At 64.1% G+C, this 14,021-nt stretch carries 18 protein-coding genes; 11 read left to right on the top strand and 7 right to left on the bottom strand.

Features of this window, described 5'->3' with window-relative positions; genetic code table 11:
- Positions 1-80 precede the first annotated feature (80 nt).
- From AXW84_RS16245 to AXW84_RS16230, 4 genes are all read left to right on the top strand, one after another.
- The gene (locus AXW84_RS16245; protein WP_157887075.1) at positions 81-839 is read left to right on the top strand and encodes a 5'-nucleotidase C-terminal domain-containing protein; all 759 of its coding nucleotides are present in this window, start codon (positions 81-83) and stop codon (positions 837-839) included.
- 87 nt (positions 840-926) lie between these two features.
- Positions 927-1,865, top strand: coding sequence for a bifunctional metallophosphatase/5'-nucleotidase (locus AXW84_RS16240; protein ID WP_068235495.1), 939 nt, complete (start codon positions 927-929; stop codon positions 1,863-1,865).
- Positions 1,866-2,020: 155 nt separating this feature from the next.
- Positions 2,021-3,550 (top strand): chromosomal replication initiator protein DnaA, encoded by a 1,530-nt coding sequence (gene dnaA, locus AXW84_RS16235; protein ID WP_068235493.1) that lies wholly within the window; start codon positions 2,021-2,023, stop codon positions 3,548-3,550.
- Between the two features lie 57 nt (positions 3,551-3,607).
- Positions 3,608-4,084 carry a Uma2 family endonuclease gene (locus AXW84_RS16230; RefSeq protein ID WP_068235490.1) on the top strand — a complete coding sequence of 159 codons (477 nt, stop codon included), beginning with the start codon at positions 3,608-3,610 and terminating at the stop codon, positions 4,082-4,084.
- A 4-nt stretch (positions 4,085-4,088) separates the two neighbouring features.
- On the opposite strand, the gene AXW84_RS16225 is transcribed toward AXW84_RS16230, so the two are convergent.
- Positions 4,089-4,580, bottom strand: a complete 492-nt coding sequence (locus AXW84_RS16225; RefSeq protein ID WP_068235487.1) for a hypothetical protein — start codon at positions 4,578-4,580, stop codon at positions 4,089-4,091.
- A gap of 117 nt (positions 4,581-4,697) precedes the next feature.
- The gene (locus AXW84_RS16220) at positions 4,698-5,129 is read right to left on the bottom strand and encodes an OsmC family peroxiredoxin (RefSeq protein WP_068235484.1); all 432 of its coding nucleotides are present in this window, start codon (positions 5,127-5,129) and stop codon (positions 4,698-4,700) included.
- 124 nt (positions 5,130-5,253) lie between these two features.
- Between AXW84_RS16220 and AXW84_RS16215 the strand changes: the two genes are divergently transcribed.
- From AXW84_RS16215 to AXW84_RS16205, 3 genes are read left to right on the top strand one after another with little or no spacing between them, the layout of a single operon-like run.
- On the top strand, positions 5,254-6,750 hold the full coding sequence (locus AXW84_RS16215) for a GH3 auxin-responsive promoter family protein (protein WP_068235481.1): 1,497 nt from the start codon (positions 5,254-5,256) through the stop codon (positions 6,748-6,750).
- A gap of 8 nt (positions 6,751-6,758) precedes the next feature.
- The gene (locus AXW84_RS16210) at positions 6,759-6,992 is read left to right on the top strand and encodes a hypothetical protein (protein ID WP_068235478.1); all 234 of its coding nucleotides are present in this window, start codon (positions 6,759-6,761) and stop codon (positions 6,990-6,992) included.
- Position 6,993: 1 nt separating this feature from the next.
- The gene (locus tag AXW84_RS16205; RefSeq protein ID WP_068235475.1) at positions 6,994-7,443 is read left to right on the top strand and encodes a hypothetical protein; all 450 of its coding nucleotides are present in this window, start codon (positions 6,994-6,996) and stop codon (positions 7,441-7,443) included.
- 1 nt (position 7,444) lies between these two features.
- Here the strand turns inward: AXW84_RS16205 and AXW84_RS16200 are convergent, their stop codons facing one another.
- The 5 genes from AXW84_RS16200 to AXW84_RS16180 all read right to left on the bottom strand — a co-directional run bounded on the left by AXW84_RS16200 (position 7,445) and on the right by AXW84_RS16180 (position 11,294).
- Positions 7,445-8,110 (bottom strand): response regulator transcription factor, encoded by a 666-nt coding sequence (locus tag AXW84_RS16200; protein WP_068235472.1) that lies wholly within the window; start codon positions 8,108-8,110, stop codon positions 7,445-7,447.
- A gap of 39 nt (positions 8,111-8,149) precedes the next feature.
- On the bottom strand, positions 8,150-8,977 hold the full coding sequence (locus AXW84_RS16195; protein WP_068235469.1) for a sensor histidine kinase: 828 nt from the start codon (positions 8,975-8,977) through the stop codon (positions 8,150-8,152).
- Complete coding sequence (locus AXW84_RS25110) at positions 8,956-9,291, bottom strand: hypothetical protein (RefSeq protein ID WP_157887074.1); 336 nt, start codon at positions 9,289-9,291, stop codon at positions 8,956-8,958. Before AXW84_RS25110 ends, AXW84_RS16195 begins: the two co-directional genes overlap by 22 nt.
- Before the next feature lie 380 nt (positions 9,292-9,671).
- Complete coding sequence (locus AXW84_RS16185) at positions 9,672-10,343, bottom strand: hypothetical protein (protein WP_068235463.1); 672 nt, start codon at positions 10,341-10,343, stop codon at positions 9,672-9,674.
- 102 nt (positions 10,344-10,445) lie between these two features.
- Positions 10,446-11,294 (bottom strand): hypothetical protein, encoded by an 849-nt coding sequence (locus AXW84_RS16180; RefSeq protein WP_157887073.1) that lies wholly within the window; start codon positions 11,292-11,294, stop codon positions 10,446-10,448.
- A 206-nt stretch (positions 11,295-11,500) separates the two neighbouring features.
- Between AXW84_RS16180 and AXW84_RS16175 the strand changes: the two genes are divergently transcribed.
- The 4 genes from AXW84_RS16175 (at position 11,501) to AXW84_RS16160 (ending at position 14,015) form a co-directional block, all read left to right on the top strand.
- Positions 11,501-11,959 (top strand): 3-oxoacyl-ACP synthase, encoded by a 459-nt coding sequence (locus AXW84_RS16175; protein ID WP_068235456.1) that lies wholly within the window; start codon positions 11,501-11,503, stop codon positions 11,957-11,959.
- A gap of 71 nt (positions 11,960-12,030) precedes the next feature.
- Positions 12,031-13,062, top strand: coding sequence for an MBL fold metallo-hydrolase (locus tag AXW84_RS16170; protein ID WP_068235453.1), 1,032 nt, complete (start codon positions 12,031-12,033; stop codon positions 13,060-13,062).
- A 267-nt stretch (positions 13,063-13,329) separates the two neighbouring features.
- A complete protein-coding gene (locus AXW84_RS16165) occupies positions 13,330-13,680 on the top strand; it encodes a DoxX family protein (protein WP_068235450.1) in 351 nt (116 codons plus the stop codon).
- A gap of 80 nt (positions 13,681-13,760) precedes the next feature.
- Positions 13,761-14,015 (top strand): hypothetical protein, encoded by a 255-nt coding sequence (locus AXW84_RS16160; RefSeq protein ID WP_204248387.1) that lies wholly within the window; start codon positions 13,761-13,763, stop codon positions 14,013-14,015.
- The last annotated feature ends 6 nt before the right edge of the window (positions 14,016-14,021 follow it).

The following is a 14,021-nucleotide window of genomic DNA, read 5'->3' as shown; positions in this document are numbered from 1 at the left end:
ACCTAGCCGCGGCCGTACCTTTGCCCGCCGGGGGCTACCCGCCGCCCCCTCAGTTGTTGCCCACCGCTTTCGTGCTTTCCATGCTGCGTTCTTTTCGTTTCACGGCCGCCGCGCTGGCCCTGCTGGCCGCTGCCGGCTGCCAGCGGGGCCCCTACCGGCCCACGGCTCACTTCGTGCCCGCTACGAGCCAGCCGGTGGGCAAAACCCAGGCCGAAGACCCCGCCGTAGCCGCCCTCATCCGGCCCTACCACGACAAGGTGACGGCCGAAATGCAGGGCGTGCTGGGCACCGCCCCGGTGGCCCTGACGAAGAAAGCGGGCGAATCGCCGCTGGCCAATTTTGTAGCCGACTTGCAGCGCCAGCGCGCCGCCGAGGTGCTGCACGAGCCCGTGCCGCTGAGCGTGATGAGCAACGGGGGCCTGCGCGCCAGCCTGCCCGCGGGGCCCGTCACGCTGGGCAACGTGTTCGAGCTAATGCCGTTCGAGAACGAGCTAGTGGTGCTGGACGCGCCGGCCGCCACCGTGCAGCAGTTGTTCGACTATGCCGCCCACGTGAAGATGGCCATCTCGGGGGCCACCTACACGGCCACGCCCGACGGCCACGCCCAGGACATTCGCATCGGCGGCCAGCCCTTCGACGCCGCTCAGGCCAAGCCCTATGCCATCGCCATTTCCGACTACCTGGCCGGGGGCGGCGACAACATGGTGTTCTTCAAAAACATTGCCCCACGCCACACCGGCGTGCTGCTGCGCACCGCCATCGCCGACCACATTCGCGACTTAACCAAGGCCGGCCAGCCCGTCACGGCCCAGGTCGAAGGCCGGGTGAAGGTCAACTAACAGTTATCAGTTAACGATGAGCAGTGGCCGCACAGGGGTTGCTTATTCGCGCTCAACTGATAACTGCTCACCGATAACTGATTCGATATGCAACGCCGCGATTTCCTCCGTAATTCTTTGCTTGGCACCGCCGGCCTCACCACGCTGGGGGCCCTGGCCAACGCCGCCGTGGCGGCCCCTGCCGCCAAAGCACCAGTGAAGCTCACCATCCTGCACACCAACGACATGCATTCGCGCATCGAGCCGTTTCCTGAGGGTGGTGGGCAGTGGGCGGGCCTGGGCGGCATGGCCCGGCGCTCGGCCCTGATTGCCGGCGTGCGGGCCAAGGAGCCCAACGTGCTGCTGCTCGACTCGGGCGATATTTTCCAGGGCACGCCGTACTTCAACTTCTTCGGCGGCGAGCTGGAATACAAGCTGATGACCCGCATGGGCTACGACGCCAGCACCCTCGGCAACCACGATTTCGACAACGGCCTCGACGGCCTCGGGCGCCAATTGCCCAACGCCGGCTTCCCGTTCCTCATCGCCAACTACGACTTCTCGAAGACGCCGCTGGCCGGTAAGTTTCAGCCCTACAAGGTGTTTGTGAAGCAGGGCGTACGCGTGGGCGTGTTCGGGTTGGGCATTGAGCTGGCCGGGCTGGTGGGCGACAAAAACTTCGGCCAAACCCAGTACCTCGACCCCGTGGCCAAGGCCAAGGAAGTGGTGGCCCAGCTGCGGGGCCCCGAGAAGTGCGACATGGTGATTTGCCTCTCGCACCTGGGCTACAAGTACGACAACGAAAAAATCGACGACCGCAAGCTGGCCGCCCAAGTGGCCGGCCTCGACCTGATTTTGGGCGGCCACACCCACACGTTCATGGACGCGCCCGAGCCCATCCAGGGCCCCGACGGCCACGCCGCCCTCATCAACCAAGTGGGCTGGTCGGGCATCAACCTCGGGCGGCTCGACTACGAATTTGCGCCCGGGGCTAAGCGCGGCGGGCTGGCCAGTGCCGCCGTGGTGCCCGTGCGCGGGGCCTGCTAAAAGCCCGACATAAGCAAGGAAGAACCGACTTTTTTTCCTGCTAAGTTTTCCACAATTTTGTCCCCCCCTAACCCAAACGCTTCCGCGTACGGGAGGGGTTTGGTTGTCTTTCTACCCTCGTTTGGCTCTGCCCGGCTCGCTGGCAGACTTGTCCCATGCTCAAAGATTTTCGCACCGTTTGGGCAGGCTGTCTGCGCACGATTGCGGCCGAAATCGGTGAGCAAAGCTTTAAGACGTGGTTCCGGCCCATTGTGCCGGTCGAGCTGAAAGACAACGTGCTCACCATCCAGGTGCCGAGCAACTACTTCTACGACTGGCTCGAAGAGCACTACGTGGACGAGCTACGCCGGGCCCTGTTTCAGGAATTGGGGCCCGCCGGGCGGCTGGAGTACAGCGTGGTGGTGGACCAGGGCACGCCCCTCGACCAGCCCAAAACGCTGCACCTGCCCCCGGCCCGCAAGCAAGCGGCCCCCGAGCGCGACGCCCCGCCGCCCGACGCACGGCCCCGCCCCGTGCCCGGCAACGGCCCCGCCAGCGGCCCGCGCTACTACCAGGCCGCCGGCAGCAACCGCCCCGTGATGGCCCCCGCCGCTGCGACCGCCGAAGCCGCCCCGCGCAACCCCTTCCAGCAGGCGCGCGCCGTGGACGGCAACCTGGTGCCCTCGCAGCTCAACGGCTCCTACACGTTCGACAACTACATCGAAGGCGACTGCAACCGCCTGGCCCGCTCGGCGGGCATTGCCGTGGCCAACAAGCCGGGCACCACCAGCTTCAACCCGCTGATGGTGTACGGCGGCGTAGGCCTGGGCAAAACCCACCTGGTGCAGGCCATCGGCAACCACATCAAGGCCACCACGCCCGAGCGGTTTGTGCTCTACGTGTCGGCCGAGAAGTTCACGAACCAGTTCATCGAGAGCGTGAAGTCGCACAAGGTGCAGGACTTCGCCAACTTCTACCTGCAAGTAGACGTGCTGATTCTGGACGACGTGCAGTTCTTGGCTGACAAGGACAAAACCCAGGAAATGTTTTTTCACATTTTCAACCACTTGCAGCAGTCGGCCAAGCAAATTGTGCTTACTTCCGACCGGCCGCCCAAGGACTTGCAAGGCCTGGAAGACCGGCTGCTGTCGCGCTTTAAGTGGGGCCTGACGGCCGACGTGCAAACGCCCGACTTTGAAACCCGTGTGGCCATCATCCGCAACAAGATGGAGCAGGACGGGATTGACATTCCGGCCCCGCACGTGGTAGACTACCTAGCGAACTCGGTGCACACCAACGTGCGCGAGCTGGAGGGCGTAATCGCCTCACTGGTAGCCCAGAGCAGCCTCTCGCGCCGCGACATCGACTTGGAGATGGTGAAGCAGGCCCTGCGCCACATCATTGAAGAAGTGGAGGCAGAGGTGAACCTCGACTTCATCCAGAAAACGGTGGCGGCCTACTTCAACGTGTCGGTGGACCTGCTGAAGGACAAAACCCGCAAAAAGGAAGTGGTGACGGCCCGGCAGGTGGCCATGTACTTCGCCAAGCACCACACCAGCCACACGCTGAAAACCATCGGGTTCCACTTCGGCGGGCGCGACCACACCACCGTTATGCACTCGGTGCAAACGGTGTCGGACCTAGTGGACTTGGACAAGAAATTCCGCAGCCAGGTCGACGACCTGCGCAAGAAATTTGCTAAGTAGGGGCCCCGGGTTTTCACGGCCAGGCGGGTTATCTTTGGGGAAACCTATTACTCACCTATGGAAACGCTTGCCGTCGAACTTTCCGAATACGAACTGGAACGCGGAAAACCTATGCCCAGCGAGAACCACGGAAGTATCCAGCTTAACATCGGATTTGAATTGAAGCTTCGCTACCGGGAAGCTTTCCGTTTCCGCTCGGAAATAAATATTGCCGTTGCGGAGCGCATAATGGTCCCCGACATAGGCATTTTTCCCTACGTGAAGGTTGATTTGATGCACGATAATATTGTGGCGCAGCAGATGCCTCTTACAACTATCGAAATTCTCTCGCCCACCCAGGCGCTGGATGAATTGATCGACAAAGCTGCTAAGTATTTTGATGCTGGCGTAAAATCCTGCTGGATTGTGTTGCCGCAACTGCAAGCTGTGGTGGTCTATGCTTCGCCTACTAATTACACGTTCTTCCACGGCGCCCAGACCCTGGCCGACCCGGCCACGGGCATTGAACTGCCGCTGGGGCCCCTGTTTGAGTAGTGGGCTACCCGCGCAGCGGGTTGGGCTCCAATAGGTTGATGCTGTAGCGGACTGCAAAGCGGCGCACCTGCTCGCGAAACACCAGCTTGCGGCGCTTGCCCTTTACTTCTTTCAAGTCGAGGGCGTACAGCTCGTTGTCTTTCATGCGCACGCGCAGCACGGAAGCTAATAGCTCCAGGGTGGCGATGTTCTCAACGGCGAATACTTGCTTGGGGCGGAACAGGCCATTTTTGTGCACCAGGTAGCCAGGCGTGAACTCCAGGTAGCTCTGAGTGCCGAAAATGGGGGCGTTGTTCACCAGCACGTAGCCGATGTACACGAGGCTGAACACCAGGAATACCCAGTGTAGGAAGTGGTAGTCGTGGGCCGTGGTGTCACCCCAGGCCATGGCCGAAACGTAGACCACCCAGAACAAGCCGATGGCCAGCTGGCCCCAAAATGGGACGCGGGAAGTGTTGGCGGGGCGGAGGCGGATGCGGGTAGAACCTGTGGGCATGGGGCAAAAATAGTTGTCAGTTATTAGTTGTCGGTTGTCAGGCGCTCAGGGCCCTATCGGAACGATGGCCTGAGCACCTGACAACCGACAACTAATAACTGACAACTAACTAGGAGACTACGCCAGCTTGGCTTCGAGCGTCATCTTGGGCACGGCGCTCAGCACCTTTGACACCGGGCAGTTGGCCTTGGCGTCTTCGGCGTGCTTCTGGAAATCGTCGGGGGTGATGTTGCCGCCCGTCACCTTGCCCACGGTGTTCACGTGGATGTGCTCGATGACCGGGTGGCCGTTGTTGGGGTTCATCGTCACGGTGCTGGTCGTGGTGATGTTCTCGATGGTGTGGCCGTGCTTGGTGAGCACGCTCGTGAGGTACATGGTGTAGCAGCCAGCGTGGGCGGCGCCAATCAGCTCCTCGGGGTTGGTGCCGGGCTTGCCTTCGAAGCGGCTGCCAGCCGAGTACGGCGCGTTGAGCTGGCCGCTGTCGGTAGTAAGGGTGCCGCTGCCTTTGATGTCGCCGTTCCAAACGGCCTTGCCTGCGTGATCTGCCATGATGTAGAGAAAATAAGTGGGTGTGCATAGGAAACGGGGCCCCTGGATTTAGGTTGCTGCCCGGCCGCCGCGGGGGCCCCGGGCGTACTTTCGCCTAGCTTACTAAGACGCTATTGCTCAGATTATGGGACTAAAATCGACGCTGAGCCGGCCCCTGGCGGTCTACGTGGCGCACCGCGACCGCCAGTGGCAGCGCGCGCCGGTGGCCGCGCAGCTGCGGCTGCTGGGCCAGCTGGCCGCCGCCGGGGCCCCCACGGCCTTCGGCCAGGCGCACGGCCTGGGGGCCCTGCGCACGCCCGCCGACCTGGCCCGCCTAGTGCCCGTGCGCGACTACGAGGGCCTAAAGCCGTACTTCGACCGCACCCAGGCCGGCGAGGCCGACGTGCTCTGGCCCGGCCGGCCGCTGTACCTGGCCAAAACCAGCGGTACCACCAGCGGCACTAAGTACATCCCCATCACTCGCGCTAGCATCGGCAACCACATCAACGGGGCCCGCGACGCGCTGCTGCACTACGTGCACGCCACCGGCCGCAGTCAGTTTTTGGACGGTAAGCTCATGTTCCTCAGCGGCTCGCCGGTGCTGGAGCAGCACCACGGCATTGCCACCGGCCGCCTCTCGGGCATCGCCAACCACCACGTGCCCGCCTACCTGCGCCGCAACCAGCTGCCGAGCTACGAGGCCAACATTATCGAGGACTGGGAAGCCAAACTCGACCGCATCGTGGAGGAAACGCTGCCCGAAGACCTGACCCTGATTTCGGGCATTCCGCCCTGGGTGCAGATGTACTTTGACAAGCTCATTCAGCTCACCGGCCGGCCCATTAAGGACGTTTTCCCGAACCTCAACCTGTTCGTGTACGGCGGCGTCAACTTCGCCCCCTACCGCGCTAAGCTCTTCGAAAGCATCGGCCGGCCCATCGACAGCATCGAGCTGTTCCCGGCCTCCGAGGGCTTTCTGGCCTTCCAGGACCAGCCCGGCAACCCCGGCCTGCTGCTGCTGCTGAACAGCGGCATTTTCTTTGAGTTTGTGCCCGCCGAGCGGTTTTTTGAAGAAAACCCGCCCCGCCTCACCATTGCCGACGTGGAGCTGGACCGCCAGTACGCCGTCGTGCTCACCTCCAACGCCGGCCTGTGGGGCTACTCGCTCGGCGACACGGTGCGCTTCGTGAGCCTGGCTCCGCACCGGGTGGTGGTCACGGGCCGCCTCAAGCACTTCCTCTCGGCCTTCGGCGAGCACGTCATCGGCGAGGAAGTGGAAGGGGCCCTGCGCGAAGCCATGCGGCAATTCCCGGCGGTGGAAGTGGTGGAATTCACCGTGGCCCCGCGCGTGAGCGCCGACCCCGCGCAGCCCTCGCGCCACGAGTGGCTGGTAGAGTTTGCCCGGGCCCCGGCCGATGCCGCCGTCTTCGCCGGGGCCCTGGACGGGGCCCTGCGCCAGCGCAATACCTACTACGACGACCTGCGCCGGGGCAACATCCTGGTGCCGTTGCAGCTCACGCCGCTGCCGCCCGGCGCGTTCCAGCGCCACATGAAGCGCCTGGGCAAGCTCGGCGGCCAAAACAAGGTGCCCCGCCTGAGCAACGACAGGGCCCTGGCGGAGGGGCTGTTGGAGAATTCGTAACTTTAGCCATGCTCCGCCTCGACAAAACCGTGACCCGCAAAACCACCCTGCACGCCGACCACAGCGTTCAGGAGGCGGAGGATGCGGCGCGCTGGCGTGCAATGCCCCGGGAGCAGCGCCAGGAAGTGCTGGCGTTTCTGCGGCAGCAGGCGCGGGTGCTGCGTGCCTTCCGCGATTTGGGGCGAGAGCAGGATCGTGGCCGTAACGCGGGAGATTCAACAACTATAGAATCGCTGATTTAACGTGCGCATCGCCTTCGACCTCGATAATACCCTGATTCGCTGCGGCTACGATTTTCCATTGGAGCGGCCACGGCGTAGCAGACTAGCCCGATTGCTGGGTAGCGAAGGTCTTCGGGAAGGAGTTGTAGAACTGGCTGAGTACTGCCGCCAACAGGGCTGGGAGGTGTGGATCTATACCACCTCTTATCGCAGCGATTGGCACATACACCAATTATTCTGGCTACACGGTATCAGTCTGGATGGGGTAGTGAACCAACAGCGACACAGCCGCGAGGTAACGGTTCGCTGCACGAAGCACCCGCTGAGCTTCGGGATTGATTTACTAATCGACGATTCGGAAGGCGTTCGAATAGAAGCCGAGCGCCATAATTTTCGGATGCTGGTAGTAGCGCCCGATGACGATCAGTGGGCGCAAAAAGTTAAAGCCGCGCTGGCACAGCCACTGTATTAGCTCACGCATCCAGCAAGCCGTGGCGGACGGCGTACACCACGAGGCCGGCCGAGTTGGGGGCGTGAGTTTTTTCGAGCAGGTTTTGGCGGTGGCCCTCCACGGTGCGGCGACTGATGAAGAGGTGGTCGGCGATTTCGGCGGCCGTGCGGCCCTCGCAGATGAGGCGCAGGATTTCCTCCTCGCGCGGGGTGAGCTGCACCAGGGCCGAGAGCGCGGGCACTGCTGGCGGGGCCGCCGGGGCCCCGCGCAGCAGTGCCCGCGACATGCGCGGCGTGACATGGTGGCCGGTGGTGAGCACGTCTTCCAGGGCCTGGCGGAGCTGGTCCTGGTCGGCGTCTTTGGGCAGGTAGCTGCGGGCCCCCAGCTTCAGCATTTGGGTGATGAACTTGTCGGCGGAAAACATCGAGAGGACGATGATTTTCAGGCCGGGGAATTCGGCGAGCAGGGTTTTGGCCACCTCGGGGCCGTCCATGCCGGGCATTTGCAGGTCGAGGAGCAGCACGTCGGGCAGGCGCTGGCGGCAGAGGGCCAGCAGCTCGGGGAATTCGCCGGCCTCATCTACAGCCTCCACGTAGGGCAGGGCCTGCAAAATGTAGCGCAGCCCCTGCCGAAACAGCGGGTGGTCGTCGAGCAACGCAATGCGGACCGGGAAATCGATGGCAGCCATGGGAAGGGGAAAGGACGGAAACGGAAGGAAAACGCGGACTTACACCACGAAGGCCGAGGGCAGCTCGACGCGGGTGTGGGTGCCCTGGCCGGGGCCCGAGGCCCGGTGCAGGCGGGCGCGCAGCAGCTGCACCCGCACATCAATGCTGCGCAGGCCCACGCCCCCGCCGGCCGGCGCGGGGGCCCCCGGCGCGGGGGCCCCCGGCGCGGGCAAGGCAAAGCCGCAGCCGTCGTCTTCCACGGCCAGCGTGAGCAGCGTGCCGCGCTGCCGCAGTTGTACGCTGAGGCGCGTGGCCCCGGCGGCGTGCTTAAAAGTATTGTGCATCAGCTCCTGGCAAATGCGGTACAGGGCCAGCTCCTGGGCCAGGGCCAGTGGGCGGGGGTACTCTACTTCCAGCTGCACGGCCAGCGTGCCGGCCTCGTTCGACACGTCCACGAGGTGCTGCAAGGCCTCGGCCAGGCCGAAGCGGGCCAGCACCACCGGGTAGAGGCTGTGCGACACGGTGCGCACGTCCTGCACGGCGGTGCCCATTATTTCCTTCACCAGCCCGAGCAGGTCGGCGCGGTCGGCCAGGGGCTGGGGGCCCTCTAGGCGCTGCACCAGCAGCTTGGCCGTGGCAATGGTCGAGCCGATGCCGTCGTGCAGGTCGCGGCCGATGCGCTCCCGCTCCAGCTCCTGGGCCTCCACAATGGCGGCCAGCAGCGCTTGCTGGTGGGTGGCCTCGGCCGCGCGCTGGCGCAGCTGCTGTTGCAGCAGCCGCTTCTGGTACACCACCAAAAACAGCACCAGGCCCCCCGCCGCCAGCAGCATAAACGCAATGCCGCCGAACAGCAGCGGGGCGAAGGTTACTTCCGGGGGCGAATCCATAGGGCGGTGCAGTAGCAGGCGTACAACACCACGTTTAGCAGCGAGTGAACGGCCCAGGCGTACAAGCTCAACTGGTTGGAATAGTGCGTGAGCAGGTAGTTGCTAAATAGATGAATCTGGAGGCTACCCAAAAAGTTAATGACGATTCCAACCGAAACCCAGAATATGGGCTCCTGGTCCAGGCGCGTCACGCGCAACTCGTGGAGCAGCTTGCGAAAATACAGCCCTACTAAGCTCAGTACCAGTATACTTTCTACGACTTGTAGAGTAGGCTTGAAGCGGGCTACTTCGGGAAAGAGCCAGCCTTCGAGCACACAGTAGATCACGAAGGTGCCGGCTGCCCACGGCCGCCATCGCGAAAAAGCTGGCCACTGCAACGCCCGGTCGTAAACCAACGCCAAAAACCATACCTCAGCCGCTGCAAAAAATGGGTACAGAAATAAGTTGGGTTGATGTAAGTATCCCAGCCACGTAGAGGCAATCTCTGTTGCCATGTCAAACCCCAGAAACACCGCCAAGAAGCGTAGTTCTGGCGGTAGCCGGCGGAAGCGGACCGCGCCACTTAAGAACGCCGCCGCAAGCGCGGCCCGCGACAAGTTCCCAATTAGATGGGATAATTCTTGGCCAGTCATGCCACCTGGGGTAGAAGGTAGAGTAAATAAAAAGGCCCGCCAATCAGTGCCTGCTCAGAACTCTAACAATAAGGTGGGCAAGGCTTCGACATATCAAAGAATGGGTCGTCGGAGCCGCCCTCTAGCTTCTTGGGGTCGTGGAGGCGCAGCACCAGCCCGAAGGTCTGGGCCAGGGGGCCCTCGACGGGGTAGTACTCGTGCAGGCCGAAGCTAATCCGCAGCGTTTGGTCGCCGAAGGGCTGGGCGGCGAAGAGCGGCTCCAGGAAATCGCCCACGTCGAAGGTATAGCCTTGCAGGGGCCCGTAGGCGGTGGCAAACAGGACGGGCGTGACGGCCGGCGCGGCGGTCCAGTTTTGCAGCCAGGCCTTCACCAAATCGTGCGGCACCTGGGTTGCGTGCAGCGCGGACGCGGCCTCTTCGGCATCGGCCAAGTAATAGGCCGACAGGCGCTTGCCCGCAGCATCGGTGGCAAACAAGGCCAGTGCAAAGCGCGCCGGGTGGCCGTCGGAGGGGGCAATGGCCAGGAACCGGGTCCTGACGAAGACTACCCCCACCGTCGACACCAGCCACACCAATTGCTGGATGGGCAGGCTGGCGCAGGTGCGGCGGCCGTGGCCGGGCGCGGCGAAGCACTGGGCCAGCGCGTCGCCCTCGGCGTCATTGGCAATTTTTAGCCATTCGGCGCTGTACTGCTCGAACTGCTCGGGGGTAAGGATGCTCGGAATAACAGACATTTATTAGGGGAAGTAAGGTAAACGTTATAAATGTATAAGTAACTAGCAACCAATGCGTAATAAAAAGTTGCTGCCAACTATTCCTGCCTGAGTGGGAGCGGATTAGGCCGGATCGGAAACGTGCTGGGCCAGCACCACGCGCTGGCCGGGCGCGTGGGCGGCCGGTTGAGCGTGCACGGCCAGGCCCCCTCGCACGTCGCGGAACACCAACTCGGCCAACTGGTAGGGGCCCGGTAGGCCGGCCGCTGGCGGCGCGGGCCCGATGGCCACCTGGTGGCCATCGGCGCCCGCGCCCCCCAGGCAGCGGTACTCCTGGCAGAGCAGCGAAAACGCGTGGCCGCACACCACCACGGCGGCCCCGGGGTGCAAAATCAGCCGCCGCACGTTCACCACCACGTAGGGGGGCAGGCCGGCGGGGCCCCAGGCGTCGCCGCCGGGCGCGCTCACGTCCCACTGCTCACCGGGGCCCAGCACCTTGGTGTCGACGGACACCGCCTGCACGTGCACGGGGCCCCGGGGGGCCGCCGCCAGCGGGCCGGCGGCAAACACCAGCGCGCCGCCCTTGCCCGGGGCCCCGGGCCCCGGGGCCGGCTGGTAGAAGCCGGGCACGGGGTGCGGCAGCAAGGCCGCGGCGGGCAGCAGCCGCAGCGCGTCGGCGGTGGCGGTAAAAAAACGGTGCTCCTCCAGCCCCTGCGCCAGCGCGTCGAGGTGGTGGCCCAGCTGCCGGGCCCGGCGCAAAAACTCGGCGCGCTGGGCACTTTTCAGGGCGGGGAGGTTGGCGAGTTCGCGCGGCGACATGGGGGAAGTATGAGAAGGGATAACACTGGCGCGCCGGGCCCCATCGGTGGTGGCGGGTCCTGCCGCGTCGAAGTTCTTTTGCCGCTGCTGCCAGCGCGGCAGGCGTTGCGCGGTGGCCTCCGCTTCAAGGGTCAGCGTGGGCGAAGGGCTCATGTGGGGAAAAAGGAGGCGAGTGATTTCACGTCGTGCGGCGCGGCAAAAAGCTAGAGCCCCGCACGGTTTAGGTTCAGCGCTGCAAAGAACCAAAGCGTGCCCAACTGTTTAGCGCGTAGAATTACCCGATTTTGGTGCCCGCCCCGGCTGCGCGGCGGTTGCCGGGGCCCGGCCGGGCCTGCTTTCACCCTTTCCGCTTCGTCCCAATGGCCGATTTTTTGCCCAAACCTGCCCTTCACGCCGCCTGCCGGGCCTTCATCGAGCAGCGCATGGCCGCCGCCGCCCTGGCCATGCAGGCCGCTCAGGAATCGGCCAACTCCGACACCAAAAGCAGCGCGGGCGACAAGTACGAAACCGGCCGCGAAATGGCCACCCAGGAGCGCGACCGCAACGCCGGCCAGCTGCACCAGGCCCGCCAGCTGGCCGCCGAGCTGGCCCGCATCAGCCCCGACGCGCCCTGCGACGCCGTGCGCCCCGGGGCCCTGGTGCACACTTCGCTGGGCTGGTTCTACCTGGCCATCAGCGCCGGCCGGTTGGTGGTGGGAGGGCAGGAGTGCTTCGCCGTGTCGGGCGCCGCGCCGGTGGCCCTGGCCCTGAAGGGCAAGCGCGCCGGTGAGGCGGCCGTGTTCAATGGCAAAACGGTGCAGGTGCTGGCCGTTTCGTAGGGCCCCTAAAGCATCGTGGGGCCCCGGCCGTCTACGCCCCAGCGGCCCAGTTAGGGTCCCGTTTCTTACGAATGAAAATCCTCGGCAAAAGCCCTTCAGCGGCGCAGGCCCAGCAATTTGCGGCGCTGCCCAACTTCAAGGGCGGCAAGTTTCAGAACCTGGGCGGGGTGAATTTTAGCCCCGGCGACGCCCCAATGGGCAAGCTGCTGCGGGGCTACCTGAACCGGCCCAAAACCAGCCGCCCCAGCCGGCCGCTGCCGTCGGTGGCCACCAACCTGCGGGCCCCGGGGCCCTTCGCGCGGCCCACCCTCATCTGGTTTGGCCACTCGTCGTACCTAATTAAATACCAGGAATTTAACATCCTGGTCGACCCCGTGTTCAGCGGCAATGCCTCGCCGGTGCCGGGCTCGGTGCGGGCCTTTGCGGGCAGCAACGGCTACGGCGTGGCCGACCTGCCGCCCATCGACGTGCTGGTGCTCACCCACGACCACTACGACCACCTTGATTACGCCACCGTGGCCGCGCTGCGCCCCCAGGTGGCCCGCGTGGTCACGGCCCTGGGCGTGGGGGCCCACCTGCGCCACTGGGGCTACGCCGCCGACCAAATTACGGAGCTAAACTGGCACGAAACCACCGCGCCACTGCCCGGCGTGCAGCTCACGGCCGTGCCGGCGCAGCACATGTCGGGCCGCAGCCTGTCGCCCCAAAACACGCTGTGGGCTGCCTTTGTGCTCCAGCTGGGGCCCTGCCGCCTGTACCTGGGCGGCGACAGCGGCTACGGCCCGCACTTCAAGGCAACCGGCGCCCAGTACGGGCCCTTCGATTTGGCCCTGCTCGAAAACGGGCAGTACGACGAGCTGTGGCACGCCATCCACACCCTGCCCGAGGAAACGGCCCAGGCTGCCCGCGACCTGCGCGCCGCCGTGCTCTGGCCGGTGCACTGGGCCAAATTCACGCTGGCCTACCACCCCTGGAACGAGCCCATCCAGCGCTTGCTGCCCGCCGCCGGGGCCCTGGGCGTGCCCGTCACGGTGCCCCGCATCGGCGAGCCCTACGCCGTGGGCGACCCGGTGCGGCAGGCGCCGTGGTGGGCGTTTAGTTAAGCGGCTAGGCGGCTTTTGTTGATAGGTGGTACATCATTGGCTGACAGCGGACAACTATTGCTGAGCGACCTGCTTGCTTTGGCGCGACTGGTTGGGGCCCGGACGCGGCTTGCTAACGCCCGCGCCCTAAACATTCGAGCGACTTTGGAGCTTTGCTACCGAACCTGTGCACTGCGCCGGGCCCGGAAAATGGCGCGGCATGGCCGGCAGCAATCCGAGCCAACGCGGCAAAAGAATCGGCCGCCGGGGCCCTAAACGGAAACTAGCATGACTACCGCCGCCATCATCGCCCAGCTCGTCGTCGCCCTGTCGGTTATTTACGTGTGGGTCTTCCGATTCGATAATATCGTGCTGGAATTCAAGCAGTACGGCCTAAGCGACCAAACCCGTACGCTGGTGGGAGCCACCAAAATTGCCCTGGCCACCCTGCTGATTGCGGGCATCTGGTACCCGGCCCTGGTGCTGGTGCCCGCCCTGCTCATGGCCGCGCTGATGCTGGCCGCGCAGTACTTTCACTACAAGGTCAATAATCCGCTTTTTAAGCGCGCCCCTTCCTTCATCTTGCTGGTGCTGAGCTTATTCATTGCTTACGCCGCCCTGCATATTTCTGCCGCCTGATGTATTTGTTTATAGTCCTGGTCCTGGTTTCGAGCTTGTCCTTTTTAGGCTACGGGATTGCCTATTTTGTATCCCCCGCTATGAAAGACGAGTTCAAACGGTTTGGGCTGGAAGGGCTGGGACTGGTTGCCATAATCTTCGAGTTGCTCGGGGCCGTTGGGCTGCTGGTGGGCCTGAAATACAACCTCATCCTACTAATTTCCTCCGGCGGCTTGGCCCTGCTGATGTTCCTGGGCGTGGCCGTCCGCATCAAAGTGAAGGACGGCTTGCTGGTCTCGCTGCCAGCCCTGTCCTTCATGCTGCTAAATGCCTATATTTTCGCCAAAGCGCTGTAAAACAAT

Source organism: Hymenobacter sp. PAMC 26628 (genome assembly GCF_001562275.1).
In the GTDB taxonomy this organism is placed as follows: domain Bacteria; phylum Bacteroidota; class Bacteroidia; order Cytophagales; family Hymenobacteraceae; genus Hymenobacter.
This window is presented reverse-complemented; position numbering and strand designations above follow the sequence as displayed.

What these genes read in the sequence shown, in the direction of transcription:
- AXW84_RS16215 (WP_068235481.1), top strand. Translation starts at nt 5,254, where the DNA reads ATGGGACTAAAATCGACGCTGAGCCGGCCCCTGGCGGTCTACGTGGCG.
- AXW84_RS16230 (WP_068235490.1), top strand. Translation starts at nt 3,608, where the DNA reads ATGGAAACGCTTGCCGTCGAACTTTCCGAATACGAACTGGAACGCGGA.
- AXW84_RS16185 (WP_068235463.1), bottom strand. Translation starts at nt 10,343, where the DNA reads ATGTCTGTTATTCCGAGCATCCTTACCCCCGAGCAGTTCGAGCAGTAC.
- AXW84_RS16240 (WP_068235495.1), top strand. Translation starts at nt 927, where the DNA reads ATGCAACGCCGCGATTTCCTCCGTAATTCTTTGCTTGGCACCGCCGGC.
- dnaA (WP_068235493.1), top strand. Translation starts at nt 2,021, where the DNA reads ATGCTCAAAGATTTTCGCACCGTTTGGGCAGGCTGTCTGCGCACGATT.
- AXW84_RS16170 (WP_068235453.1), top strand. Translation starts at nt 12,031, where the DNA reads ATGAAAATCCTCGGCAAAAGCCCTTCAGCGGCGCAGGCCCAGCAATTT.
- AXW84_RS16210 (WP_068235478.1), top strand. Translation starts at nt 6,759, where the DNA reads ATGCTCCGCCTCGACAAAACCGTGACCCGCAAAACCACCCTGCACGCC.
- AXW84_RS16160 (WP_204248387.1), top strand. Translation starts at nt 13,761, where the DNA reads ATGAAAGACGAGTTCAAACGGTTTGGGCTGGAAGGGCTGGGACTGGTT.
- AXW84_RS16220 (WP_068235484.1), bottom strand. Translation starts at nt 5,129, where the DNA reads ATGGCAGATCACGCAGGCAAGGCCGTTTGGAACGGCGACATCAAAGGC.
- AXW84_RS16195 (WP_068235469.1), bottom strand. Translation starts at nt 8,977, where the DNA reads ATGGATTCGCCCCCGGAAGTAACCTTCGCCCCGCTGCTGTTCGGCGGC.
- AXW84_RS16180 (WP_157887073.1), bottom strand. Translation starts at nt 11,294, where the DNA reads ATGAGCCCTTCGCCCACGCTGACCCTTGAAGCGGAGGCCACCGCGCAA.
- AXW84_RS16165 (WP_068235450.1), top strand. Translation starts at nt 13,330, where the DNA reads ATGACTACCGCCGCCATCATCGCCCAGCTCGTCGTCGCCCTGTCGGTT.
- AXW84_RS16245 (WP_157887075.1), top strand. Translation starts at nt 81, where the DNA reads ATGCTGCGTTCTTTTCGTTTCACGGCCGCCGCGCTGGCCCTGCTGGCC.
- AXW84_RS16175 (WP_068235456.1), top strand. Translation starts at nt 11,501, where the DNA reads ATGGCCGATTTTTTGCCCAAACCTGCCCTTCACGCCGCCTGCCGGGCC.
- AXW84_RS16200 (WP_068235472.1), bottom strand. Translation starts at nt 8,110, where the DNA reads ATGGCTGCCATCGATTTCCCGGTCCGCATTGCGTTGCTCGACGACCAC.
- AXW84_RS16225 (WP_068235487.1), bottom strand. Translation starts at nt 4,580, where the DNA reads ATGCCCACAGGTTCTACCCGCATCCGCCTCCGCCCCGCCAACACTTCC.